Annotated in this window: 20 protein-coding genes; 11 read left to right on the top strand and 9 right to left on the bottom strand. The window is 58.5% G+C overall.

Annotated features, from left to right (window positions below; genetic code table 11):
• Positions 1-205: 205 nt before the first annotated feature.
• Both OZ656_RS02280 and OZ656_RS02275 read left to right on the top strand, forming a co-directional pair.
• Positions 206-805 carry a sigma-70 family RNA polymerase sigma factor gene (locus OZ656_RS02280; RefSeq protein WP_014420382.1) on the top strand — a complete coding sequence of 200 codons (600 nt, stop codon included), beginning with the start codon at positions 206-208 and terminating at the stop codon, positions 803-805.
• Entirely contained in the window at positions 802-1,440 is a 639-nt protein-coding gene (locus OZ656_RS02275) for a ChrR family anti-sigma-E factor (RefSeq protein WP_153740804.1), read from the top strand. The genes OZ656_RS02280 and OZ656_RS02275 overlap by 4 nt, the downstream gene beginning before the upstream one ends.
• Before the next feature lie 34 nt (positions 1,441-1,474).
• Here OZ656_RS02275 and OZ656_RS02270 read toward each other — a convergent pair whose 3' ends face one another.
• Positions 1,475-2,209 (bottom strand): SDR family NAD(P)-dependent oxidoreductase, encoded by a 735-nt coding sequence (locus OZ656_RS02270; protein WP_153740805.1) that lies wholly within the window; start codon positions 2,207-2,209, stop codon positions 1,475-1,477.
• Positions 2,210-2,385: 176 nt separating this feature from the next.
• Here OZ656_RS02270 and OZ656_RS02265 point away from each other — a divergent pair, with 176 nt between their 5' ends.
• Complete coding sequence (locus OZ656_RS02265) at positions 2,386-4,161, top strand: acyl-CoA dehydrogenase C-terminal domain-containing protein (RefSeq protein WP_278350082.1); 1,776 nt, start codon at positions 2,386-2,388, stop codon at positions 4,159-4,161.
• A 198-nt stretch (positions 4,162-4,359) separates the two neighbouring features.
• Here OZ656_RS02265 and OZ656_RS02260 read toward each other — a convergent pair whose 3' ends face one another.
• Positions 4,360-5,517 carry a helix-turn-helix transcriptional regulator gene (locus tag OZ656_RS02260; RefSeq protein ID WP_153740807.1) on the bottom strand — a complete coding sequence of 386 codons (1,158 nt, stop codon included), beginning with the start codon at positions 5,515-5,517 and terminating at the stop codon, positions 4,360-4,362.
• A 233-nt stretch (positions 5,518-5,750) separates the two neighbouring features.
• On the opposite strand from OZ656_RS02260, the gene OZ656_RS02255 reads away from it, so the two are divergent.
• From OZ656_RS02255 to OZ656_RS02245, 3 genes are all read left to right on the top strand, one after another.
• Positions 5,751-7,733 (top strand): hypothetical protein, encoded by a 1,983-nt coding sequence (locus OZ656_RS02255; protein WP_153740808.1) that lies wholly within the window; start codon positions 5,751-5,753, stop codon positions 7,731-7,733.
• A gap of 149 nt (positions 7,734-7,882) precedes the next feature.
• Complete coding sequence (gene tcdA, locus OZ656_RS02250; protein WP_278350081.1) at positions 7,883-8,689, top strand: tRNA cyclic N6-threonylcarbamoyladenosine(37) synthase TcdA; 807 nt, start codon at positions 7,883-7,885, stop codon at positions 8,687-8,689.
• A gap of 21 nt (positions 8,690-8,710) precedes the next feature.
• On the top strand, positions 8,711-10,579 hold the full coding sequence (locus tag OZ656_RS02245; protein WP_011784056.1) for a sodium:proton antiporter: 1,869 nt from the start codon (positions 8,711-8,713) through the stop codon (positions 10,577-10,579).
• 15 nt (positions 10,580-10,594) lie between these two features.
• Here the strand turns inward: OZ656_RS02245 and OZ656_RS02240 are convergent, their stop codons facing one another.
• The 4 genes from OZ656_RS02240 to OZ656_RS02225 all read right to left on the bottom strand — a co-directional run bounded on the left by OZ656_RS02240 (position 10,595) and on the right by OZ656_RS02225 (position 14,108).
• A complete protein-coding gene (locus OZ656_RS02240; protein ID WP_379944910.1) occupies positions 10,595-11,575 on the bottom strand; it encodes an NADP-dependent oxidoreductase in 981 nt (326 codons plus the stop codon).
• 81 nt (positions 11,576-11,656) lie between these two features.
• A complete protein-coding gene (locus OZ656_RS02235; RefSeq protein ID WP_278350079.1) occupies positions 11,657-12,127 on the bottom strand; it encodes a thioesterase family protein in 471 nt (156 codons plus the stop codon).
• Positions 12,124-13,215 (bottom strand): SMP-30/gluconolactonase/LRE family protein, encoded by a 1,092-nt coding sequence (locus tag OZ656_RS02230; protein ID WP_278350078.1) that lies wholly within the window; start codon positions 13,213-13,215, stop codon positions 12,124-12,126. The genes OZ656_RS02235 and OZ656_RS02230 overlap by 4 nt, the downstream gene beginning before the upstream one ends.
• A gap of 98 nt (positions 13,216-13,313) precedes the next feature.
• Positions 13,314-14,108, bottom strand: a complete 795-nt coding sequence (locus OZ656_RS02225) for an alpha/beta fold hydrolase (protein ID WP_278350077.1) — start codon at positions 14,106-14,108, stop codon at positions 13,314-13,316.
• Positions 14,109-14,492: 384 nt separating this feature from the next.
• Between OZ656_RS02225 and OZ656_RS02220 the strand changes: the two genes are divergently transcribed.
• From OZ656_RS02220 to OZ656_RS02210, 3 genes are all read left to right on the top strand, one after another.
• Positions 14,493-15,533 (top strand): AraC family transcriptional regulator, encoded by a 1,041-nt coding sequence (locus OZ656_RS02220; protein WP_278350076.1) that lies wholly within the window; start codon positions 14,493-14,495, stop codon positions 15,531-15,533.
• A complete protein-coding gene (gene cls / locus OZ656_RS02215; RefSeq protein ID WP_278350075.1) occupies positions 15,530-16,966 on the top strand; it encodes a cardiolipin synthase in 1,437 nt (478 codons plus the stop codon). Before OZ656_RS02220 ends, cls begins: the two co-directional genes overlap by 4 nt.
• Before the next feature lie 64 nt (positions 16,967-17,030).
• A complete protein-coding gene (locus OZ656_RS02210) occupies positions 17,031-17,690 on the top strand; it encodes a GntR family transcriptional regulator (RefSeq protein ID WP_278350074.1) in 660 nt (219 codons plus the stop codon).
• A 12-nt stretch (positions 17,691-17,702) separates the two neighbouring features.
• Here the strand turns inward: OZ656_RS02210 and OZ656_RS02205 are convergent, their stop codons facing one another.
• Positions 17,703-19,949, bottom strand: coding sequence for a patatin-like phospholipase family protein (locus OZ656_RS02205; RefSeq protein WP_278350073.1), 2,247 nt, complete (start codon positions 19,947-19,949; stop codon positions 17,703-17,705).
• Entirely contained in the window at positions 19,927-20,535 is a 609-nt protein-coding gene (locus OZ656_RS02200; protein WP_278350072.1) for a hypothetical protein, read from the bottom strand. Before OZ656_RS02200 ends, OZ656_RS02205 begins: the two co-directional genes overlap by 23 nt.
• Before the next feature lie 239 nt (positions 20,536-20,774).
• Here OZ656_RS02200 and OZ656_RS02195 point away from each other — a divergent pair, with 239 nt between their 5' ends.
• Positions 20,775-21,140: a hypothetical protein gene (locus OZ656_RS02195; RefSeq protein WP_278350071.1), complete on the top strand. Its 366-nt coding sequence runs from the start codon at positions 20,775-20,777 to the stop codon at positions 21,138-21,140.
• A gap of 14 nt (positions 21,141-21,154) precedes the next feature.
• Here OZ656_RS02195 and OZ656_RS02190 read toward each other — a convergent pair whose 3' ends face one another.
• A complete protein-coding gene (locus OZ656_RS02190) occupies positions 21,155-23,902 on the bottom strand; it encodes an ATP-binding protein (RefSeq protein ID WP_266100775.1) in 2,748 nt (915 codons plus the stop codon).
• A 117-nt stretch (positions 23,903-24,019) separates the two neighbouring features.
• Between OZ656_RS02190 and OZ656_RS02185 the strand changes: the two genes are divergently transcribed.
• On the top strand, positions 24,020-24,253 hold the full coding sequence (locus tag OZ656_RS02185; RefSeq protein ID WP_011784044.1) for a DUF2789 domain-containing protein: 234 nt from the start codon (positions 24,020-24,022) through the stop codon (positions 24,251-24,253).
• Positions 24,254-24,256 lie beyond the last annotated feature (3 nt).

Below are 24,256 nucleotides of genomic sequence, written 5' to 3'. Positions count from 1 at the left end.
ATCAGACTAGCCCCTGCCGGGGCAACCGGCAATAACCCCGGTGACGCAGTTCTTCCGGCCTTCTGGCCATCCCGACAATTTTTTCGGAATCCATGAATCCACCCGGTAATCCATTGCGTAAACACTCTCACTGACAAATCTGTGACGAGTGCATAGAATGATGACCATAGCCAGCTCAAATACGATAACTGTCAAGGAGCGCCCGGTGACAACACTGGAGCAGCAACCAACGAAAACCGAAGGGCGCAAAGACCCCTGGGGTGTTTTGTTGGAAAAAGTCGGCAAGCATCAGGATCGGGCGGCTTATCATGCTTTGTTCGAGCACTTTGCCCCGCAGATCAAGTACTACGCAATTTCGAACGGGCTGGCCAGCCACGCGGAAGAGCTGGTGCAGGAAGTCTTCGTCTCTATCTGGCGCCGATCCTGTCTTTACGACTGGCGCAAGGCGGCGGCATCCACCTGGATTTTCACCATTGCCCGGAACCAGCGCATTGATATGCTGCGCAAAATGCAGCGCACCAGTGCTGAGATGGCGGTGGAAACCGAGGATCTCTGGCAGATCCCGGGTGATAACGAAGACGAACCAGTCACCTCCCTGCATCGCCTGATGTCCGAGCGGCGCATCCGGGAGTCGCTGAGCCAGCTCCCGGAAGAGCAGATTACCGTAATCGCGAAGGTATATATGGAGCACAAATCCCACCAGATGGTGGCAGATGAGCTCAACATTCCTCTCGGCACCGTGAAAAGCCGGGTTCGCCTGGCACTGAACAAACTGAAAGTGATTTTGCAGGATCAAAACGTATGACACGGCACCATCCCGACAGCCTGAGTCTGATGGAGTACAGTGCGGGCAACCTGAGCGAGCCCCATGCACTGTGCATCCGCCTGCATCTGGAGCAGTGCCCCCACTGCCGTAGCCGGGTCGATACTCTGAACAGCCTGGGCGCTGTCATGATGGATCACCAGCCGAAGGTGACGGTGGCTGATTCGAGCTTTGAGCAACTGATGGCGCGTATCGATAGCTCCCCGCAAGCATCATCCCCGGTGGTTCCCCAGCCAAAGGTGAGCCCTCTGCAGAAACTGCTCGGGGATGACATCAATGCGCTGCCCTGGAAACGTCAGCTTGCGGACGTGAGTGTGCTCGACATTACCGACAAGTTTCCCGGCCAGAACGAGCGGGTCGTCCTGCAAAAACTGGTAGCGGGCGGCAAGGCGCCGGCCCATACCCACCGTGGCGATGAAACCACGATTGTGCTGCAAGGGGCATTTGCCGACCAGAAGGGCGTATTCAATCAGTGGGACTTTGTGGTTCTGAACGAACAGGACGAACATCGTCCGGTGGCCGTCGGTTGCGAAGACTGCATTACGCTGTCAGTGCTGAGCGCCCCCCTGAAGCTGACCGGGGCCTTCACCCGTCTGCTCAATCCGTTCCTGCGTTAACAGTGTGCTGCGGCACCGCCGCAGCATGACTTCGCTACCATGGCAGATCACTGCCATCCCAACTGATAAAACGCCCATTATCCCTGGCATCGAGGCTTTCCAGAACCGAAAACAGATTGCTTGCCGTCTGCTCTGGCTCGTGCACCGTTAACTGCTCCAGCGACTGCTGAAATGGTTGGCTCAGCGACGACAAGGTGGTGCCCGGGTGCAGGGAAACGCATGCCAGTGGCGCGTAACGCCTCGACAATTCAATAGAAAGGTTCTTCACCACCATATTCATCGCCGCCTTGGAGGCGCGATAGGCGTACCAGCCCCCTAACTGGTTGTCCGAAATAGACCCCACTTTCGCAGACACCGCTGCAATACGCTTGAAGTGCTTTCCCCTCAGCACCGGAGCCAGCCTCTGCATCAGCGAGACAAACCCGAAGCAGTTCACCTGGTAGCTCCGCATCATGCTTCGGCCATCGATATCCTCCAACCGTTTCTCCGGAAACATCTGGCCATCGTGCAGCAGGCCTGCGGCATAAATAACGGTTTGAACCGGACCAGAAGCTTCCAGCACAGCCTTGAACTCGGCGACATCAAGCCGTTGCTCGTCCTCTGCATCCCAGGCCATCAATCTCACGCCAGAGTGATTCTTCAAATCGTCCGGCGCCGTCTCCGGCCTCCGGCACAGCCCAATCAGGCTCCGGTCCGGATAGCTGCTCAGATAACGTCGGGCCAATGCCGCACCGATGGCACCGGACACCCCCGCAATAACGGTCGTCATTCACCGATCTCCCGATTATCAATCAAGCCCATGTCGTTGATACGAAAAATCAATGCGTTCGGGCCATCCTGAAGCAAACCAAATAATTCAAACGCCCGTATGAAGAAAGGCTTCCAGATCAGAACGACGATATCCGGCGGTCGTTTAGACCGTCAAATCAAAACAGGAGAGTATCCATGCAATACCAGGCACCAGCGAACGATCTTCGCTTTCTGTTGTTTGATGTGTTGGGTGCAGACAAGCTGCACGAGCTGGAAAAATATGCCGATGCCACACCGGACCTGATCTCCGCGGTCATTGATGAGGCCGGCAAGCTGGCGGCAGAGGTCATTCAGCCCACCAACCAGGTTGGCGACCGTCAGGGCTGCAGCTACGACCCCGAAACCAAACTGGTCAAGACTCCAGACGGCTTCAAAGAGGCCTACCAGAAGTTTGTCGAAGGTGGCTGGACCGCGCTGGACGCGCCCCTGGAGTTTGGCGGCCAGGGCCTGCCGCACACGCTGAAATTCGTGGTGGACGAGATGGTGTGCTCCACCAACCTGTCGCTGGGCATGTACCCCGGCCTGACGCATGGTGCCATCAGCGCCCTCTATGCCCACGGCTCGGAAGAGCTTAAGCAGACATATCTGGAAAAACTGATTTCCGGCGAATGGACAGGCACCATGTGCCTGACCGAGCCCCATTGTGGCACCGATCTGGGCCTGATTCGCACCAAAGCCACGCCGAATGATGATGGCAGCTACGCCATTGAGGGCACCAAAATCTGGATCACCGGCGGTGAGCACGATCTGGTGGACAACATTGTCCATCTGGTGCTGGCCAAGTTGCCGGGCGCGCCAGACACCACCAAAGGGATTTCCCTGTTTGTGGTACCCAAGTTCCTGCCAGACTCCGGTGAGCGCAACCCGGCCTTCTGTGGTGGCCTGGAGCACAAGATGGGCATCAAGGGTTCCGCCACCTGCGTCATGAACTTCGAAGGCGCCAAGGGCTGGCTGGTGGGCGAGCCCAACAAGGGCATGAGCGCCATGTTCACCATGATGAACGAAGCCCGTCTGATGGTGGGCATGCAGGGCCTGGGTCTGGCGGAAATGGCTTACCAGGAGAGCCTGGCATTCGCCAGGGAACGTCTGCAAAGCCGCTCCCTGAGTGGCCCGAAGAATCCCGACGGCCCGGCCGATCCGATCATTGTGCACCCGGATGTACGCCGCATGCTGATGCGCCAGAAAGTGCTGAACGAAGGCATGCGTGCACTGGCACTGTTTACCGGCCACCAGCTGGATCTCTCCGTGGCACACCCGGACGAAAAGGTGCGTGAAAACGCCGATGATCTGGTGCAACTGCTGACGCCGGTAGTCAAAGCCTTCCTGACCGATGAGGGCTACAACAATGCCAACTGGGGCCAGCAGGTGCTGGGTGGCTCCGGCTTCACCCAGGACTGGCCGCTGGAACAACTGGTACGCGACGGCCGTATCGCCCGTATCTACGAGGGCACCAACGGCATCCAGGCGATGGATCTGGTGGGCCGCAAACTGTCGCTGAAGGGCGGGCAACTGGTACGCGCCCTGTTTGCCGAGCTGACGGGTTACCTGAAAGACAATCCTGATGCGCCCTACCGGGAAGAACTGAAAGGCGCCGTCAAGGGTCTTGAGCAGGCCACTCTGTGGCTGGCCCAGAATGCCCCGAAAGACCCGGAGCAGGCTGGCGCTGCGGCAACGCCTTATCTGCGGCTGACGGCCCTGACCGTCATCGGCTATCTGTGGTCCCGCATGGCTGCCGTGGCTGGCCAGCAGCTCGAAGCCGGCGAAGGCAACAAGCCATTACTGGAAAGCAAACAGGCATCCGCCCGTTTCTATTTCGAGAAACTGATGCCTGAGGCGGACTGGCTGCTACGGGATATCCAGTCCGGCAAAGACAGCCTGATGGCCCTGGAAGATGAGCAGTGGATGGCCTAAGCGGCAGAGCTTCCGGTCAGGCCAAAAATCCTGGCCGGAAATGACCGGTAAATGGCAATTTGTGACCTTCATCAAGACAGATCAGAAATTGATAATGGTCACGTTGATTAGTGTCTCTGAACTAGTCCAACCCGCCTCCTTGCGAGGCTGGTACCTTCTTGAAGCCGCGCTATGCGCGGCTTTTTTTATGGCAAGGAATCAAACCGACACGCCGGCCCGAGACAACAAAGACACCAGCTCACCCTGGCGACGTGTGCGAGTTTTACGAAATATGCTGTTGAGATGGTATTTGACCGTTTCCCGTGACCGCCCCGAGCTCTGTGCAATGTCCGCCAGGCTCTGGCCATTGAGGAGTTCAGAAGCCACCGCAGCCTCAGCATCGGTCAAGTCAAACAAGCTGCGCAGCAGCTCTTCATTGACCTCCGGATTCCAACTCCAGTCATGCAGGGTAACCAGGGCACCGCGAGCCGTGCTGTCGGCGTTGGTCCGACCCAGTAATGGCGTGACGACCAGGGTAATACGCTGTTCGCCCTGCTCCAGGTTGAAAACCTGATCCTCCAGCTCTCTCCGGGCAATTGACGCCTCTACCGCCGATGACAGCAGGATGGCAAACTGCCGCGCACTTTCATTTCCCTGAGCCGTCAGTGTGCCCTCATCATTGATACGCAAACCTCCGTTTCCGGCCAGAATCTCTTCCGCTTTGGCATTGCGGAACGCCACCCGGAAAGAGGCATCACAAATGATGATACCTCGATTAAAACGTTCAAGTACCAATCGCTCAACCGCATCACCACATCGTTTCTGCATCAACCGAGTATAAAGACCGACAGCACGATGGAGGTGCGGCAGAAAGCCATCAAACACCGTCAGCTCTTCATAACTGAACGCAGGCTGTTCCGGCGACCGCTGCACTCCGAAAAAATTCAGGTAATGCCCTTCCATGTAGGCAACCGCGCCCGCCGCTTCACTGGCTCCATAGCTTTCCAGCCATTCTTCCGCCCGGGTATCGCGACGCAGGCGTTTCACATCGGGGCCAAGGTCCAGGTTGCTGGCTACGAAACGACATTCCCCCTGGTGGTACACCGACATCGCACGCTCCACCAGAACATCCTGATGGGAAACATGCTCAGAGTAAAAGCGCAGGGCTTCATCGGGGATGTTCACGGTCCAGGCACCCACCAGGGAGTTTTCCGCGGTGTCGTAGATGGCAAACGACGCGCTGTGGCCATGAAAGATCTGGATGAACCGATTCAGAAACGGGAAGAACCCGTGTTCCGAGGTGACCGCATCATAGATAAGGCCAATCAACTCATGGTAATCGTGGCTAAAAAAGTCTTCACTTTCAGGGAAATGCACGGCAGGCAAGCTCTTATATCGCTGTTTACTACGTAAATTAGTGTAGATCTCCGAAATAATCCAATCGGAAACCGTTACACATTACCTACAAAACGCCGCCGCTCACTCCCCAAACGGGTGGGGCGCCAGCCAGTTCGTCTTGCTATATCTCAATAACCCTTTGTCAGGGGGCCTTCGGGCAGAGCCGGGTTCGCACAGGGAACCGGAGCATTTCATTGAATCAAGGAGTTGTTATGAATGGTTTTAGAAAACTGGCGCTAGTGGCGGCCATCTCCTCAGTTATTGGTATTGCCGGGTGTGGAGGCAGCAGTGGTGGAAGCAGCAGTGACGGAGGAACAACTTCCGGGGAAACTATTTCTGGCACCGCAACCGCCCCTGCAGGGGCAGTGGCCAGCTTTGAGCAGCCGAGTGTCTTTGAAATTGCACTGAATTTTGTTGTAGCACCTGCTGCCGCAGCCATTACCGGGCTGGAGCCCATTGAAGGCGCTACGGTTGAGTTGATTCGGGTAGATGACGAAGGTGACCAGATCGGTGATGTGCTCGCAACGACCAGTACCTCCATCACCGGCAACTACACGCTCACACTCCCACAGGGCGTCAATCTCGCGGGCAACCTGATCGTTCGTATTCAGGGTCCCAATCAGGAATTACGCGCACAGGTCGTTGAAAAGGAAGTGGATATCAGTCCCGTTTCAGAATTTGTGCTCCGCAAATTCATCGAAACCGGAGCGGATCTGGATCAACTGGTTGTCACAGACGTAGTCAAGCTCAGCGGCAAAGTTGAAGAGTTCAATCTTGCTGCGGGCGCCAATCTTGACGCTATGTTCCAGAGCCTGGAAAACGAAGTTGGCGATTTCATTGAAAGCGAGGTCGCAGTGGCCGCCGGTGGTTTGGGCGATGCGGGCACAATCGCTGGCAATTATCGCAGTGCTGCCTTCGCGCTTGAGCTCCACGACTCTGAGAATAACAGCTGGGGTACTTATGCCCACAGTTTGTGGGCATCAACATTTGAGTTCGCAGACGGTGGCGAAAACGTCGTGAATGTTACGCTGGCTGATGAGGATGATCTTTATGGAAGCCGGGGCGGCCCATCACTGGTCAGCGCCGAATGGCTCAATCACGAATCCGAGTTCGAGGAGGTTAACGAGACCTTCGATGGCATTCTTACGCAGTCCGGCATCCTTGCTATCCAGGGTGAGTTTGAGGAGGAGATAGGCGAAGAAGATGGCTGGCGTTGGCCTGCTGTGACCTACAATCTGGTTCAGGCCGGTGACCGAGGTCTGTTTTTCGTGCAACCCAATGAAGCCAGTGTGCGTTATGCAGTTATCGATACCAACGGTGACAGCGTCCCTGATGCACTTGACCCGGACCAAAAACTGGGCGACGAGATTTCCCGATCTTTTGAAATCTTTGCAAGACAACCAACCAGCTTCCAGGACAGTGATCTGTCAGGTCAGTTCGGCCGGGTCTATATCGCTTCTGATATAACAACCGACGAGCTGAGACTGAAAACCGAAGTCAACACCATCACCTTTGATGGCAATGGAAACTTCAACTACGCAGCGGTCATGGAAGGACATGGTCACCAGATCAGTCTTTCCGCAAGTGGCCCCGGCTACACGCCACTTACGGACCCAGAGGACACAGGCACCTTTGTGATCGACAGCTCCGGTGATATCACAGAAGCTGGTGGCGAGCCTGCCGATGGCTTTATTAACGATGCTGGAGATTTCATTGTCATGTCAGGTGGCGATGGTGTGCTTGGCAGTTACTCCGAGCTCGATATGACGCTGATGACCAAGCTGACTTCAGGTCCGGCTCCCAGTGTCGAAGGCAAGGAGTACCGACTGCAGCTCATTTCCATGAAACTCGATACTCAGGAACGCTTCCTGCTCTCCAGCAGTAAGTTCAATACATTCCTGACCATGGGTAGCGAAACCGAAGGTACGATCAATGGCAGCTTCCTCGAAGTAGAGAAGGTCAGCCTGGGTGGCAACGTCTCGGTGACAACAGATGTCGTTGAAAGCGAAGCGGCCACTGTCAGCATCGGTGCCAACGGCGCAACAACCATAACAATCGGCAGCTCGGAGGGGTCAACAACTCTGGATGGTTTCTTCAATGCCGATGCCTCAATTGGCCTTTTTGCCCTGCGCTGGGCACCGACCGAGGGCGACCCGGATGAACTTGGACTCGTGATACTGACCGAGACCAAATAGATACCTTCTCAGAAACTGTAAGCGTCAAACCAGGCGGGCTCAGTCGAGCCCGCCTTTTTGTTTTCAGCCCCACATGGCCGCCAACAGGGCAGCTGCGGTACAATCTGCGCCGAATTCACGTTGAACGTTTTGTCTACCGGAAAGCCTCCATGGCATCAGATCCTGCAAACACCGACGACTACCATCTCCGCTTCGGAGGTATAGAGCGTCTGTACGGCCGCAAGGCCCTGCATGCTTTCCGCCATGCTCACATCGCCATTGTCGGTCTCGGCGGCGTCGGTTCCTGGGCGGCAGAAGCTCTGGCGCGTAGTGGTATCGGCACCATCACCCTGATTGATATGGACGACATCTGTGTCTCCAACACCAACCGGCAGCTGCATGCTCTGCAGGGCCAGTATGGTCGCACCAAAACCGACGCCATGGCGGAGCGGTTGCGGGCCATCAATCCCCAGGCGGACATTCGGGTGCACTTCGGCTTTCTCACGGTGAAGAACGTCGGGGAGCTGATCACAGAAGACATGACCGGCGTGGTGGATGCCATCGACAGCGTGAAGGCAAAAGCCGCGTTGATTGCGCATTGTCAGCGACGCAAGATTCCGATCATCTGTGCCGGTGGTGCCGGGGGCCAGATGGATCCGGCCCAGATCCAGGTTGCAGACCTGGCGAAAACCACACAGGATCCATTATTGGCCAAGGTCCGTAATATGTTGCGCCGGGAATACGGTTTTTCCCGAAACCCGAAACGGCGCTTCGGCGTAGAAGCTGTATACTCTCTGGAACAACTGACCTATCCCGCCCCGGACGGCGAGGTATGTCAACAGAAACCGACAAGCGACGGCCCGGTGCGGCTCGACTGCGCCACCGGTTTTGGTGCTGCCAGTCCGGTGACCGCGAGTTTCGGCTTTTTCGCAGCGTCCCGGCTGCTGAATCGCATCGCCCGCAAGGCCAACGCCTAATTCAACCATCGGGGCCCTTTTATGGCCGTAAGCACCACGTTAATTCTGGCCGGCATCGGCGTTTCTTCCCTGGTTTGCCAGTGGCTGGCATGGCGGGTACGCATGCCGGCTATTCTGTTCCTGCTCGCCGGTGGCATCCTCGCAGGCCCGGTGACCGGGTTCCTGCAACCGGAAGCCATTTTTGACGACCTGCTGTTTCCTGTTATCTCCCTGGCAGTGGCCATCATCCTGTTCGAGGGCAGCCTTACCCTGCGCTACGAGGAAATCAAAGGCCACGGCAAGATGGTGCGCAATCTTATTCCTGTGGGCACCATCGTCACCTGCATTATCGGCACCCTGGCCGCCCGCTGGATTCTCCAGGTATCCTGGGAAGTCGCCCTGTTGTTCGGTGCTATCTCCGTCGTCACCGGGCCTACCGTGATTGCGCCCCTGCTCCGGGCAGTGCGCCCCACCTCCAAGCTGGCGAACATCCTCACCTGGGAAGGCATCATCATTGACCCGGTAGGCGCGCTGCTGGCCGTTCTGGTGTTCGAGGGCATCGTTTCCTGGGGCCAGGGCAATGTTTTCAGCCACTCCCTCTACATTTTCGGCAAGACTCTGCTGGTTGGCTTTGCCATCGGTGCCGCCGCCGGCTACCTGAACGGCCTGGTCCTCAGAAAGCACTGGATTCCCCAGTACCTGCATAACGCCGGCACACTCACCTTCATGCTCGGTGTCTTTGCCATTTCCAATGAACTGGCCCACGAATCGGGGCTGCTCACCGTGACCGTGATGGGCATCTGGATGGCCAACATGAAGCAGGTTCCGGTCGACAGCATTCTGGAATTCAAGGAATCCCTCAGTGTGTTGCTCATTTCGGCCCTGTTTATCATTCTGGCCGCCCGTGTAGAGTTTGCAGCCATCGCCGAACTGGGCTGGGGCCTGGTTGCTGTGCTGGCCATCCTCATGCTGATTGCACGCCCCGCGAGCATTTTCCTCTCGGCCATTGGCACCACACTGAACTGGCGCGAAAAGCTGTACCTGAGCTGGATTGCTCCACGTGGCATTGTCGCTGCGGCGGTCTCAGCGCTGTTCGCATTCCAGCTTGAGCGAATCGGCTATGAGAGTGCCGGCGTACTGGTACCACTGGTGTTTATGCTCATCATCACCACCGTTACCCTGCAAAGCCTCACTGCCCGACCCGTGGCAAAACTGCTGGGGGTTCAGGAACCGCCCGCGCACGGCTTCCTGATTCTGGGCGCCAACCCGGTGGCCCGGCTGGTGGCCCAGGCCCTGAAAAAGCATGACATTCCCACCATGCTGACCGACACCAACTGGGAGAACGTGCGCCAGGCGCGCATGGAAAACCTGCCGGTGTATTTCGGCAACCCGGTGTCGGAACATGCCGCCACACATATGGACCTGACCGGGATCGGCAACCTCCTGATACTGTCGCCATACAAGCAGATGAACAGTCTGGCCACCTACCATTTTCTGGACTGGTTCGGAGATGATTCGGTGTTTGGCCTGGTGGAAGGCGACCAGGATCAGCGGGCGCGGCTTCAGACCGCAGGTAAGGTCCAGCGGACCCGGGGTCTGTTCGATGGTGTCAGCTATGCCAAGCTGGCGAGCCTGGTCAGCCAGGGCTACACCGTGAAAACCACGCAGCTAAGCGAAGAGTTCAGCTACCAGCAGTTTCTGAACCAGTATCAGAACCAGGCCCTGGTGTTGTTCGTACGCGACAGTCGGGACCATATTCACCCGGTCAAGGACATGGAAACCCTCGAGCCCGGTGACGACTGGGTACTGATCAGCCTGGTTCCCCCACAACCCCAGAAGGAACGTCGGGACCGGGAAGAACCTGCCGGTGAGAAGGGCGACAAAACGGCAAGCGGTGCCGCTCCAGCCTGACGCTATTCGCCTCCGTCAGCGGCAGTCGAGCACCAGCTTGCCACGGACGTGGCCGCCCTCCAGCAATGCGTGGGCGGCCTGCACCTGATCCAGCGGGAAAGCCTGGTCAATGTGGACCCGCACATCGCCGTCTTCAATGAGCTCGGCAATTTCGTCCAGGTGAAACACGTCCGGCCTTACGGTCATGCCGTGGGCCCTAAGCCCCATGGCCTCGGCGGCGCTGACAATGTCATCTGCAGTCACAGTGGGAATGGTCACCAGCACGCCGGTTTCTGACAGGGTATGCAGGGAGCGTTTGCCGGCTTCCCCTCCCACCAGGTCCAGCACCACATCCAGGCCATAGCACTCCTCAGCCACGTCGGTAGTGTGGTAATCAATCACTTCGTGCACGCCGAGCTCTGCCAGAAAATCCCGGTTGGCCGGTGAGGCTGTTGCCACCACATGGGCACCACGCTCCAGCGCAAACTGAACCGCAAAATGGCCGACACCGCCAGCCCCGGCGTGAATCAGTATCTTCTGACCGGATTCCAGCCTGGCCACCTCAAACAGAGCCTGCCAGGCCGTTAATGCCGCCAGGGGCACCGCGCCGGCAGTCACCAGATCAAGCTCATCAGGGACGATGGCCAACTCGTCAGCACGAGCCAGTGTGAACTCCGCATAAGCACCACCGCCGGCCGGAAAGCCCACCATACCCATTACCCGGTCCCCCGGGGCCAGGGTGGTTACGCCCTCAGCAACGGCGACGACCTCACCGGCAACGTCGTACCCCGGCGTCCAGGGCAGCCGGTTTTCGATCTGTCGGGCGGCGAACCCCAGCCCCTTCCGGGTCTTCCAGTCAATCGGGTTTAAACCGGCGCCATGCACTCGGACGACCACTTCACCTTCCCGGGGCTCAGGCACCGGAGCCTGCGCCACCTGAAGCACCTCCCGCTCACCAAACTCGCCGTAGATCACGTGCTGCATGAGGATTGATTCACTAACGTCGGTAGGTTCCATGGTTGCCTCCGGAGTGCATGGGGTCAGATGTCCCTCGAAGGGCATCAAGGATGAGACTAGCAGATATTTCCGGCGACGGCCCTAGCGCGGCAGGCCCCGGCCGCCGGGCACCAGGGCGCCGGACAGAATATCGACAAAGGCTTTCGGAGCCCGAGCCGGGCGCTGGGATTTCATATCAACGCAGGCGTGAGTGGACATGCCCCGCAACAGGGTTTTGCCATCGGCCCTGCGAATCAACTGGAATTGTCGGGCCGAGCGAAAACGACCATCCCAGCCCGTCAGCCAGGTGCCCAGCACCAGCTGGTCGCCGGCATTAGCCGACATCAGGTAGTCAACATCGGTGTGGGTAATGGCCATGGCCTTGCCGGTTTCCTCGTGCAGGGCCCAGGTCATGCCCAGACTCTCGATGTGGGCCCAGCTCACTTCCTCCAGCCAACGGATGTACACCACGTTATTGGCATGGCCAAGTCGATCGGTATCTTCGGCCTGAACCGTGATTTCCAGGGTGAACGGGCCGGGCAAATCCCAGCTCAGGGCGGGGGCATCAGTCATGGGGTTGCTTCTCCAAGGCCAGGGATGGCCTGCAACGGTAGCCGGCCAATACGGTCGTTGTGAAGTGAACCAAAGTATAGAACACCGTCGTGGGGATTAACTGAGGTAATCTCCTGCAGATGAGTACCGCGAGTGTCGTGCAGGCTGGTCAGCATCTGGCCCTTGCTATTGAAGGCGACGACCAGACCGTAGTTCTGGGGCTTGGGCTTCAGGCTGTCCGGCAACTTGGCAACCAGATCCTTCAGCCAGGGGGACTTGTGCATGGCATCGACCCGGGGATTACGCAGGGTCGGGAAGGCGACCCAGTAACGGCCCTCACCGTCCACCGCCAGGTTGTCCGGAAAACCCGGCAGGTTGTCGGCAAATACCTCAGCCCGGCCAGCCTTGGGACCGCTGATCCAGTACCGGAGAATGCGGTATTTCCAGGTCTCGTTCACCAGTACATAATCGCCCTGAGGGGATACTGCCACGCCATTGGCAAAATGCAGGTTACCCAGCAACACCTCGGTTTTCCGGGTTTTCGGGTTGTACCTCAACAACCGGCCGTGAGGACGCATCTCCAGCAAGTCGAGTACGTAATCGGGCTGCTGGAAGCGGGAACTGGCGTCGGTGAAATAAATTCGGCCATCGGGGGCGATCACCACATCATCCGTGAACCGGAAGGGGGTGCCCTCGGCCTCTCGGGTAAGCACCGTGATGTCACCCTGAGGGGTAATGGATAACAGGCCTTTCCAGGCGTCGGCGACAATCAGATTGCCGTTGCTGTCAAACACAAGTCCAAGCGGCCTGCCACCGGTTTCCAGCCAGTGTTCCACCGTTCCATCAGGGTGAACACGAACAATCCACCCATCCTGGGTACCGGTGTAGAGCACACCATCAGGGCCGATGGTGGTGTCTTCCGGGCCGTACACCTCACCACGGGCAAGCAGATCCGCCAGCCGCAACCGTTCATTGGGCGCCAGCACACCGGTCATGGCCGGTGGAGAGGGCGCATCCCAGGCTTTACTGTCAATCGGGGACGGGGTCAGCAGAAAGCTGCCAAGCAACAAAAAGACAACCAGCAAGCCAACCAGCAACCATTTCATCATGTGCGCCCGTTCCCTTTTATGATTCTTTGTCCGCAGGCGACCCGGCGGATAACCCCGTGAGCCTAACCTTAGCAGACATCACAGGGTTTCTGACAAGATCAGGCCTGCTCCAGAAAACGCCGGCACAGCATGGCGAAAGCGTCCGGTTTTTCTGCGTGCAGCCAGTGCCCGGTACCTTCAATAATTTTCAGCTCGGCGCCCGGAAACAGGGTACGAATGGTGTCCCGGTGTTTCTCCTGGATGTAGGCGGAATCCGCACCCTTGATAAAAAGCACCGGTCCCTCAAAAGGTCCCTGCCCTTCCGGCGCTGCCGCCAGCTTGTCATAACAGGCATCAATGACAGACAGGTTCAGCCGCCAGCGGAAGGCCACCTCATCGTCGGCCTGTTCCTGGGCCGGAATACGCTCCAGGTTTTTCAGCAGGAACTGGCGCACACCCGCCACTTCGACAAACCTGGCCAGGCGGGCATCCGCCTCGCTCCGGGATGTCACGCCACGAAGGTCCATCTGCTGCATGCCTTCAAGGATGGCGTCGTGGTGGGCCTTGTAGGTAACCGGCGAGATATCCGCCACAATCAATGACCGCACCCGCTCAGGGTGCTTAAGGGCAACCTGCATGGCGACCTTGCCGCCCATGGAGTGGCCCAGAAGGCTGGCTTTTTCAATACCCTGGGCATCCAGATAGGCAATGACATCCTCGGCCATGGCCGGATAGTCCATGTCGTCGGTATGGGGAGAGCTGCCGTGATTGCGTTCATCCAGAGCATGGATCTGCCAGCCGTCCTCAAGCCGGCGGGCAATACCACCCAGGTTTTCCAGGGAACCAAATAGTCCGTGCAGCAGGATCAAGGGATCTCCCTGACCGGAAATACGGTGATTCAGTGCAACACTCATGGTCTGGCAGCCTCCGGTTGTCGGATCAAACCGGATACACTACCACTGCCAGTTTACGGGGCAAGGGGAATTTGGTGCCAACCCGACAGGCAGAAAAAAGCCGGGCATGGCCCGGCTAGAAGGTCACAGACATACGCCTGAAAGATCAGCAATAGAAAATGCTGTCCAGGTATTCAGCGAGTGCCAGAACGTTTTTGCGCTCCATTTCGCTATGGGGTACAAAGATTTCCTGTTCCATACAACACCTCCACTTTGCAACGCATTACTTCAACCTGGTAGCCAACATGCTATCGTTGAAGCAGTGGCAACCCGTTGACTTGCTGTCCCAATCATTTGACATTTTGTATCAGTCCACCAGATAACAACCGGGAGCAGAACCCAGGCATGCAGCCCCAGACCGAATATCCGGAATCGCCCCAGGTGGCGGCATCCAGCACACTGGCGCTGGTGCATTATCTGGAAACACGAGGTCTTCTGGATCGTGTCCGGGTGGAACAGGCTACCGGGCTGACACTGGCGACTCTGAAAGATCCGGACCTACGGGTACCCGCTTCTGCCCATTACCGTTTGTGGGAACTGGCCGAGCAGTTGACCGCCGATCCGGGCGTCGGCCTGCATGCCGGCCAGGTCATCGACCCCGAGCGCATGGGACTGGTCGGCCATGTGTTCTTCAACTGCGACACTCTGGGCGAAGCCGTGGTGCAGTATGTCCGGCTGCACCGACTGATCAACGAGTCGGTCACCCTGAGTTTTGAGCAAACCCCGGATCAGGCCATCCTGACCTGGCAGCCGGATCATCCGGATCATTACTGTCGCCAGGACATGGACCGCACCCTGGCCGCTGCCCTGTGCCGGACCCGCCATTTTATCCATCGCGGGATCGAGGCTGATTGGCTGGAAATTGCCCACCCGGAGCCGGCGTACGCCGATGAATATCGCAAACTGTTCGGTGGTACCGTCCATTTCGGCTGTGGCGTTACCCGCATGGCGTTTGACAGCAAGCATCTGGGCCACCCCATCCCGCACCGGAATCCCTATGTTTACTCAGCGGTGCTGAAACAGGTCAATGCGGTCATGGCCCGGCTACAGACCCGCCGCTCGTTCAGCCGAAAGGTGCGGCGCCTGATTTCCCGTCAGATGGCCACCGACCGGATTGACGCCGACACCCTGGCCCGGCAGTGTCATATGAGCCGCCAGACCCTGTACCGAAAACTCAAGAAAGAAGGCATGAGTTTCCACGACCTGGTGGAGCAGGTCCGCAAGGACAAGGCCCTGCGCTATGTCGCCGACGACCAGTACGCGCTTGGCGAAATCGCCTTTCTCCTGGGGTTCTCCGAGCTGAGTGCCTTCAGCCGTGCGTTCAAGCGCTGGACCGGTGTTGCACCGGCCCAGTTCCGGGCCAGTCATCAGGGACATGAGTCATGATTACAGAGAACCTTTCGCTACTGGCCATTCCGCTGATAGCGCTGTACCTGGCGGCGCTGGCCTGTATTTACCGCATCCTGCTCACCTATCGGACGGCCCAGGGAGCCATAGCCTGGATTCTCGCGCTGGTGGGCCTGCCCTACATTGCCGTGCCCATGTTCCTGTTGTTTGGTCGTTATCGCTTTGGTGGTTACGTCAAGGCCCGCCGCATGGGCGATGAATCCCTCACCAACCTGTTGGATCAGTTTGAAAGCCAGACCACCTCCATCACCAATCCGGGCCAGGAGCATTTCAGCGATGAGCTACAGGTGCTGTGCAAACTCGGCCGGCAACCGTTCACCAGCGGCAACCGGTGCACGCTGCTGAAAGACGGCGAGGCCACCTTCGAAGCCTTGTTCGATGCCATGGAGGACGCCCGCCACTACCTGCTGCTGGAGTTCTATATTGTCCGCTCAGACCGCGTCGGCCAGCGCATCAAGGCCATCCTTGAACGCAAGCTGGCCCAGGGCGTGGAGGTCTGGTTCCTCTACGACGATATTGGCAGCGCGTTTCTGTCCCGCAAATGGCTGAATGAACTCTCTGCCGCCGGCGCCCGCATTGCCTCGTTTGGTGACGGTAACATCCGGCGCCGGCGCTTCCAGATCAACTTCCGCAATCACCGTAAGCTCCTGGTCTGCGATGGTAAGGTGGGGTTTGTCGGCGGCATCAACCTGGGCGACGAATACCTGGGCACCGCCATGGACCAGGAGCCCTGGCGCGACACTCATTGCCGAATAGAAGGGCCGGCGGTCACCGGCCTCCAGCTGGCCTGGCTGGAAGACTGGAACTGGGCCAGCAATACCCGGCCGGAACTGAACTGGGCGTCCGTGTCGCAGCCTCCCGGCGACCAGGAAGTACTGGTATTGCCCACCGGCCCGGCAGACACCTGGGAAACCTGCACGCTGTTCTTCCTGAACTGCATCAACAACGCCCGCACCCGGATCTGGATTGCCTCGCCCTATTTCGTGCCGGATTTCCAGATCATGAATGCCCTGCAGTTGGCGGCGCTCAGGGGGGTGGATGTTCGCATCCTGATACCGGAGAAAACCGACAGCCCACTGGTCCGGCTGGCCGCCTATTCCTATCTGGTACAGGCCAGTCAGGCCGGTATCGGTATCTATCGTTACCAGCCCGGCTTCATGCACCAGAAAGTGGTTCTGGTGGACAGCCGCTACGCCGCCATCGGCACCGCCAACCTCGACAACCGGTCCATGCGCCTGAACTTCGAGATTACCGCCGTCAACACCAGCCCGACGTTCATCCAGCAGGTGGAAACCATGCTGGAGGAAGATCTGGGCGCCAGCCGGCCCATGACCGAAAACGACTATCGCCAGCGCTCCATCCTGTTCCGGCTGGGCTGCCGGGCGGTACGACTATTGGCGCCCCTGCTTTGATCTGGCCCCGGGCGGGCGCTTGTGCGAACATGAGCGCTCGACTGATGCTGTAAACGACCATTTCATGAACGCATTCAAACCCAGAGAAACCCTGACCGAACAGGTCGCTCGTCACATTGAAAACCTGATTGCCTTCGAGCAACTCCGTTCCGGCGAGCGCATCTATGAAAGTGCCATGGCCAAGCAGATGGATGTCAGCCACGGCTCCATCCGGGAAGGCCTGCTGCTGCTGGAGAAGCGCCATCTGGTGCGTAACGTCCCCCGCAAAGGCGCGTTCGTCACGCCGCTGGATGAACACTTTGTCCGCAGTCTCTATGAGACTCTGGAACTGTACCTGACTCACACCGGACGGAAGCTGGTGCGTCAGTGGCAACCGAATGACATGCAGCGGCTGGAATCCCTGTACGAGCAGATGCGTGACCGTTTTCAGAACAACGATCTGATGGCGTTTCTGGAGCTGGGTATTGAATACACCAAAGCCTCACTGGTGTACGCCGACAATTACTTTATTGTCTCGGCCATCGAGGACCTCTGGCCCTCTGCCAAGCGTTGCGCCTTTGTCGCCTTCCGCCATGGCGGCAAACAGGTTCTGGAAGACAACCTGGCGCATATGGAAGAGTCCATCCAGGTGATACGGGAACGGGACGAACAGGCCCTGGCCGATATCCTGTACCGTTATGCCGTGCAGCAGTGTGAGCAGGTGCTGTCCGCTCTGAATCACTGATACCGCGAAAACTCAGTAGAACAGCTGGGTGAATGAGAAGCCGATATTGAGGTATGCGGTCCATTCATCTTCGTTGTTATAGGCGGCCGAGAGCTGTACCGGCCCCAGGAAGGTATCCACCCCGGCGAAAACACTCCAGGATCGCACCAGCCCGGACCAGGTGGCATCATCCATCTGCTCCCAGGCATTGCCGGTCTCAAATCCTACGCCGGTGAACCAGGGCAGCACCGGCCCGCCGAATTCACGCCGGGCCCAGGCCGCCAGTAAAACGGCATCATTTCCTGTGATCTCGCCCGGGGCGTAGGCTGACAACTGCCGAAAGCCGCCAAGGCGCGCTGCGTTCTCAACGCCCGGTTCACCGCTGATGACCTGCCGGGTATACAGCAAGCCGGTGAGATTGAAACGTTGCCAGGTGCCGGTTCCCAGCAACATGCCGGTGAGGGCATCGAACTCCCGGTCACTGCCGAGTTCTTCTCGCTCTACTCTGGCCCGGATACCGGCAAAAGCACCGGATTTCGGATAGAAGGCATCACTCAGGGAATCATGCACCAGTTGCAGGCTGCCGTAGCCCTGATGCACCTTACCGGAAGGTGCAACCGGAACGCCCACTTCGTCATCCACGGTGGCATAGCCACGGACATAACCCAATCGGATCTCGCCATCGCCACCCAGTTCCATGCCAAGGGCCAGATCCACTTCCCGAAAGGTCACATCTATCTCGGAAATACGGTCGCCGTTGTCGTAGACACTGTAATCATCACGGCGATATTCAACCCCAACCACCGCAAACCGGTCATAACCATAATCCAGAGGTTGGTACCATTGGCTGCGCACCCAGGGCTGGGTGCCTAACTGAAGCCCGGTCTGCCATTCCGCCCCGAGGCGATTGAGCTCGGTCATCCGCAACCCGGAGGCCAGATTGAATCGGGTATCGCCGTCGAAGTTGTCCTCATAATTCAGGCCAAACGACAGATAGTTGGGCCCCCAGCTCTTCTCCCTGGCTTGAATGATCAGTACCGGGCCGGCCTCGGAAGGCCGCATGGACCAGGACACCGTCTCATAGTAGCCCAGGCCATAGATGCGCTTTAGGTCGGCTTCCAGTTGCTCGACATCAAGCGGCTCACCCTCTTTCTGCCGGATGCGCTCGCGCAGAAAATCACTGGCCAGGCGGTCGCCTTTACGGAATTCGATCCGGGCGACCGGCCCCGGCGCCAGTTCCTCGGCCCGGAGCCGGGCACGGTAATCCCGCCACTCCGAGTCAGACACCGCCAACTGGTTAAGGGCCACGGCATGATCACGGGCCCCACTGGCCCCCAACTCAAACAGCACCGGCGCGTCGTAGAAATCGGCAGAGGTGTGTCCTTGCAGATCCGGCTGGATCAGAATGTCGCGATCGGTTAGCAAGCCCAGCTGGAATTCGGTGTTGCGTCGGGTCATCAGCGTGGTGAGTTGCCCGACCACTGAAAAGGCCTCACGCATTTCCTCTGTGGTCATGAGCGGATCGGTGATATCCACGGCAATGACCACATCAGCGCCCATGTCCCGGGCCACGCTGACCGGCAGGTTGTTGGCTACCCCACCATCCACCAGTAATCGCCCGCCTCTTTCCACCGGGGCGTAGACGCCGGGAATGCTCATACTGGCACGAATCGCGTCGGCCAGGTTGCCGTCGCCAATCACCACTTCAACGCCGGTTTCCAGATCAGTGGTCACAGCCCGAAACGGGATGGGTAGCTGATCAAAGTCATCCACCAGCGCGGCATTACGGGTCAGCTCATTGAGAATAAAACCGAGATTCTGGCCGGTAACCAGTCCGCCACCAAACCGAACGCCCTCGGAACCGACGCCAATACCCGGCACCAGAGGCAGGCGCCAATCGTCCTGCTTTCGGCGCACCGGCTTGTAGGCCCGGCCCGGGTCATCGCGAAAGCTGGACAGCCAGTCCAGCCCGATAAAGCGCTTTTCAATTTCTTCCACCGGCATCCCGGTGGCGTACAGGGCGGCAACGGCCGATCCGGCACTGGTACCGACCACCACATCAACCGGCACCTGCATTTCTTCCAGTACCCGCAGTACCCCGACATGAGCCATGCCTTTGGCACCACCGCCACTGAGCACCAGACCTATGGTTGGTCGAGCATTACTCGCATCAGCATCGGCCAAAGCATGAGGGAACCCGGGCAGGACAAGCAGAATGCACAGCAACCAGGACGGCGAGCGAGTACTCACGATCCCGTCACGAGGTCTGTTTTTTGTCATCGTCGGCCAGTGACAGATGGGAGGTATCCGGCACAACCGGTGGGGGAAGATCCCGTTTTATACCCAGATCACTGCCGGCAGGGGCCAGTGTCCAGTCATCAAGATGCTCAAACATCGGTGCCTCAGCCTCCTGATGCTCAACCAGAGTCACCCCGACCGGGTCCAGGCTCAGGCCGGAACCGGCCAGAATATCATCCACCTTTTCGCCGGCCACCGGTAGGCGATCGCCCGGCTCAACCGCTGGAGTCTCACCGGATTTCGTCGCCGGTTGCTCTGGTTTCGGTGCCGGGGCCTGAGGCGGGGCAGGCGTTGACGCTTGAGCCTGAGCTGATGACGCCGGTGCGGGTTGGGCCGGCCCGGCTCCGGGCATGAGCTGAACATACGCCACCATCCCGTGTTTTTTCAGCACTGCCAGGTACTTCTCGGCCTGAACCTGCTCAAGTTTGTTACGAATGACCACCGGTTGCCCACTGAACATGCGGTCCAGCTGCTCGACGCTGGCCTTGAACAGAGCCCGGGCATTATTGCGAGCGGTTTCCAGATCGGTGCCTGGCGTGCACTCTCCTTTAAACACGAGCTGGTACATGGCTATCCCTCTGCTTTTACAACAACTGTTGGTCAATGATAGCTGAAATCACAGGCTACAACAGGCATTAACCAACGCCGGGCCTTACCATCCGGAAATCATTTCAGCATTGCAAACAATTGAAAAATCCAGCGCCCACAGGAGGAAAAGTACGCCACACTCTGCAACAATCAACTGTAACCAAACTTTACACTTGGTTACACTAACAAGAATCGCAGATTACCTTTCGGGAGCCTCACATGCGCACCTTTACTACCGCCCTTCTCTCTGGTCTGGTGCTCGGCTTGTCATCGGCGCAGGTAGCCGCCGAAAATCTGGATGTATTGATGAGCCAGGTTTTTCAGGCCAATGAAGCCACCTACATCGGCTACGAAAGTATCGAGCGCGAGGACATTCCCGCCCGGGCCAGCGTAGACCGGAAATACCTGATTGTGGATTTCCGCTTTCCGAACCAGCAACCGGCCGCCAAACAACTTCAGGCCAGCGTACACAAAGTGTGCATGACCCTGCTGAAAGATCGCGAACTGATCCGCTCGCTGTCGGATTCCGGCTACGACATGGTGGCCGTTGCCTTTGACCGCCAGTCCCAGTTCGACTGCCTCTGAGCAAGCCGCCCGTGCTATTCCTGCCCCAGTAGTCGGGGGAACGCATCCAGGGCAGTATTGACCGCGTCCAGGTTGAAAGCCTCCACATCCGCCAGCAGCTTCTCCCCGTAACGCGTGACCGACGATGACCGGTGCCGCTGGCCCCATTCGACAATGCGGGCAGCAAAATCCTTCATCTGTTCCGGGTCGCCGCTCTCCCGCACTTCCTGCCATTCGTTACCGAAGTCCTCAGCCAGTTTTTCCCGCAGCCAGCCCCGCTCATGCATACTCATGGTCTGGGCCAGCAGGCGTTCGGATTCCTCCGGCGCGCCATCGTCATCAGCCTGCTCCACCGTCGCTTCTACTCTGGGCAGTACCACCTTGAACGTCGAGCCCACATTGGCTTCACTTTTCACGGTCAGTCTGCCGCCCATCATTTCCACCAGTTTACGACTGATCGCAAGCCCCAGCCCGGTACCGCCATAACGCCGGGAACTCTGGCCTTCCTGCTGCTCGAAGGCTTCAAAAATCCGCTCCTGCTGGTCCGGGGCTATGCCGATACCGGTGTCAGCTACGGTCACCACCAGCCGGTAGTAACAAACCTCGGAATCGGCATCCGCCGGCTCGCCCAGCGGCTTGGCGACCGCTCGCACGGTAACCCCGCCGTCGTGGGTGAATTTGATGGCATTGCCCACCAGATTAAACAACACCTGTCGCAAGCGGGTTTCGTCCAGCATCATCGCCGAGGGCATACCCGATCCCACGCTCACTTCCAGGGTAATGCCCTGCTCCGTCGCCCGCAGGTCAAAGATGTGGCGGACATCACTGAGCAGCCGGCGCACGGAAACAGGGCCGAAATCCAGGCGCATCTTGCCGGCCTCGATCCGCGACAGGTCCAGAATGTCATTGATCAGCATCAGCAGGCTTCGACTGCCCGCCCGGATGGCATTGAGGTAATTGCGCTGTTGGGGATCTGTGACCGAATTGTAGAGCAGATCGCTGTAGCCAATCACCGCGTTCATAGGCGTTCGGATTTCATGGGACATGTTGGCCAGGAATTCGCTCTTGGCACGGCTCGCAGCCTCCGCCTCCCGGGCCAGCCGCTCCGCCTCAAGCTTGGCGGCACGGAGTTCATCCTCACTCCGGCGCAGCGCGTTCTCGGACCGGATTCGCTCATCCACTTCCAGTGAAAGTTTGCGGTTCCAGTACAGGAAGATCAGCACCACCACGATGGCTATCAGAATGATCCGCCGAACCACGGTGTAATCGGCTTCCTGTTCGATATCCAGATGAATCCAGCGATTATAGATGGCTTCGGTTTCGGACGTCGGCAGACTGCCCAGCGCCTTGTTCAGAATGCGGTGGAGCTCAGGCTGGGCCGGGCTGACCGCCAGTCTCAGATCGTACTGGTAAGGGGTAATACTGGTAATCCTCAGGTTCGACAGACCGAGCCGTGCCACCGTGTAGCTTACCGCCGGGATATGCGTCACCATCACATCCAGATCGCCGTTGGAAAGCGCAAGCAGCCCGTCTTCCACGGTCTGCTGGGGATAGAGGTCGAGATTCGGATGATTAATCAGCAGATAGTCATGACTGGCCTGGCGGTTTACCACGCCGACCCGCTCATCCCGAAGTTCACGCAGGTCTCCGATAAAGCGACCGGTGTCGCGGATCGCCAGCGCAATGGGCACGTTGACATAGGCCCGGGTGAACAGGAATTCCTGCTCGGTACGAGGCGTGCGGGACATGCCGGGAAGCACGTCCAGCTCACCGGATTTCAGTTTTTCCTCGGCGCCGGCCCGACTGTCTACCGTCACTCGCTGGAAGCGAATCCCCAGATCCTTCTCCAGCCGGCTGAGCAAGTCGGCGACCAGCCCCGTGGGCCGGCCATCCTGTTCAAACTCGAACGGCGGCCAGTCCGGCCTCAGTCCGACGGTAATCTCCGAGTTACTGGCCAGCCATTCCAGTTCACCGGCGGTCAGGGCCACGTTTCGGGTCTCGACTTCGGGCAGCTCCCCCGCCAACCAGGACTGGCGAATATTGCGATGTTCCTGATGGGTCAGTGACGATACGGTGCGATCAAACACCCGAAACATGCGCTCCTGCTCAATGGGAACCTGCAGCACCACATCCACAGGTCGCCGATCCAGCAACACCGCCAGCCCGACACCATTGATCATCGCCGATTCGAGGTAGTCAGACACCACCGGAACCGGCCCGAGAAAAGCATCTGCCTCGCCCGACATAACCCGGCTGACCGCCTCACCCAGGCTGGAAACCGGTACCGGCGTAAAGCTTTCCACCGGGTCCAGCAGCGGAAACTGATTGGGGTCGTCGCCGACAATGACAACCTTCGCTGCCTCCAGATCAGACAGAGTCCGGATTGCCGGGTCGCCGGCATTCACAAACACCCCGTAGGTGAGTGACATCAAGGGCGCTGTGTGTCGCACGCCGGGAATAACCGGGGCGCCGGGCAGTCGGGTGGTCAGGATCAGGTCCGGCTCTGGCCGCTCAGTGCCCAGCATCTGGTTCATCAGAAAGGGCTCAATGGGCAATCCCAGCTTGGAGGACAGGCGGTTGAGGTAGTCCACCCAGATGCCCGCCATGCGCCCCTCCCCGGTATCGAACACCAGCGGCACCTGGGTATGCCTGACCCCCACATTGAAGCCATCCTGTTCTGCAAGCCAACGCAGATCTTCAACGCCCAGCACGGGCGCCGGCGAATTCTGGGGTGGATCCGCCAACACGGCCCCTTGAAAAAGCAGCAACAGGAGGCAAAACATGAACTGTGAACGAGACTTCACTGGATATCCTCGGCGGGTCCACTACATTTCAGGAAAACCATACCTGCAAACGGGCAGGATTGCATTTTGCCAATGAGCTGATGGAGGTACGTAACCATGGACACCAGCAAACACAGCCTGAGCACCCTGTTCGAACAACTGGGTCTGCCCTCCGGTCAATCGGAAGTCGAGCATTTCATCGCCCGACATTCACCATTACCCAGTGAAGTCGCTATCCAGGATGCGCCCTTCTGGTCAGAGAGCCAATCCCATTTTCTGGAGGAAGGGCTGGAAGATGACAGCGACTGGGCGGAGGTGATTGATGAACTGGATGCCCTGCTAAGGCACTGATTG

This window comes from Marinobacter sp. LM1 (genome assembly GCF_042763285.1).
Taxonomy (GTDB): Bacteria; Pseudomonadota; Gammaproteobacteria; order Pseudomonadales; family Oleiphilaceae; genus Marinobacter; species Marinobacter nauticus.
The sequence above is the reverse complement of the archived record's forward strand: the minus strand, read 5'-3'. Positions and strand labels throughout refer to the sequence as shown.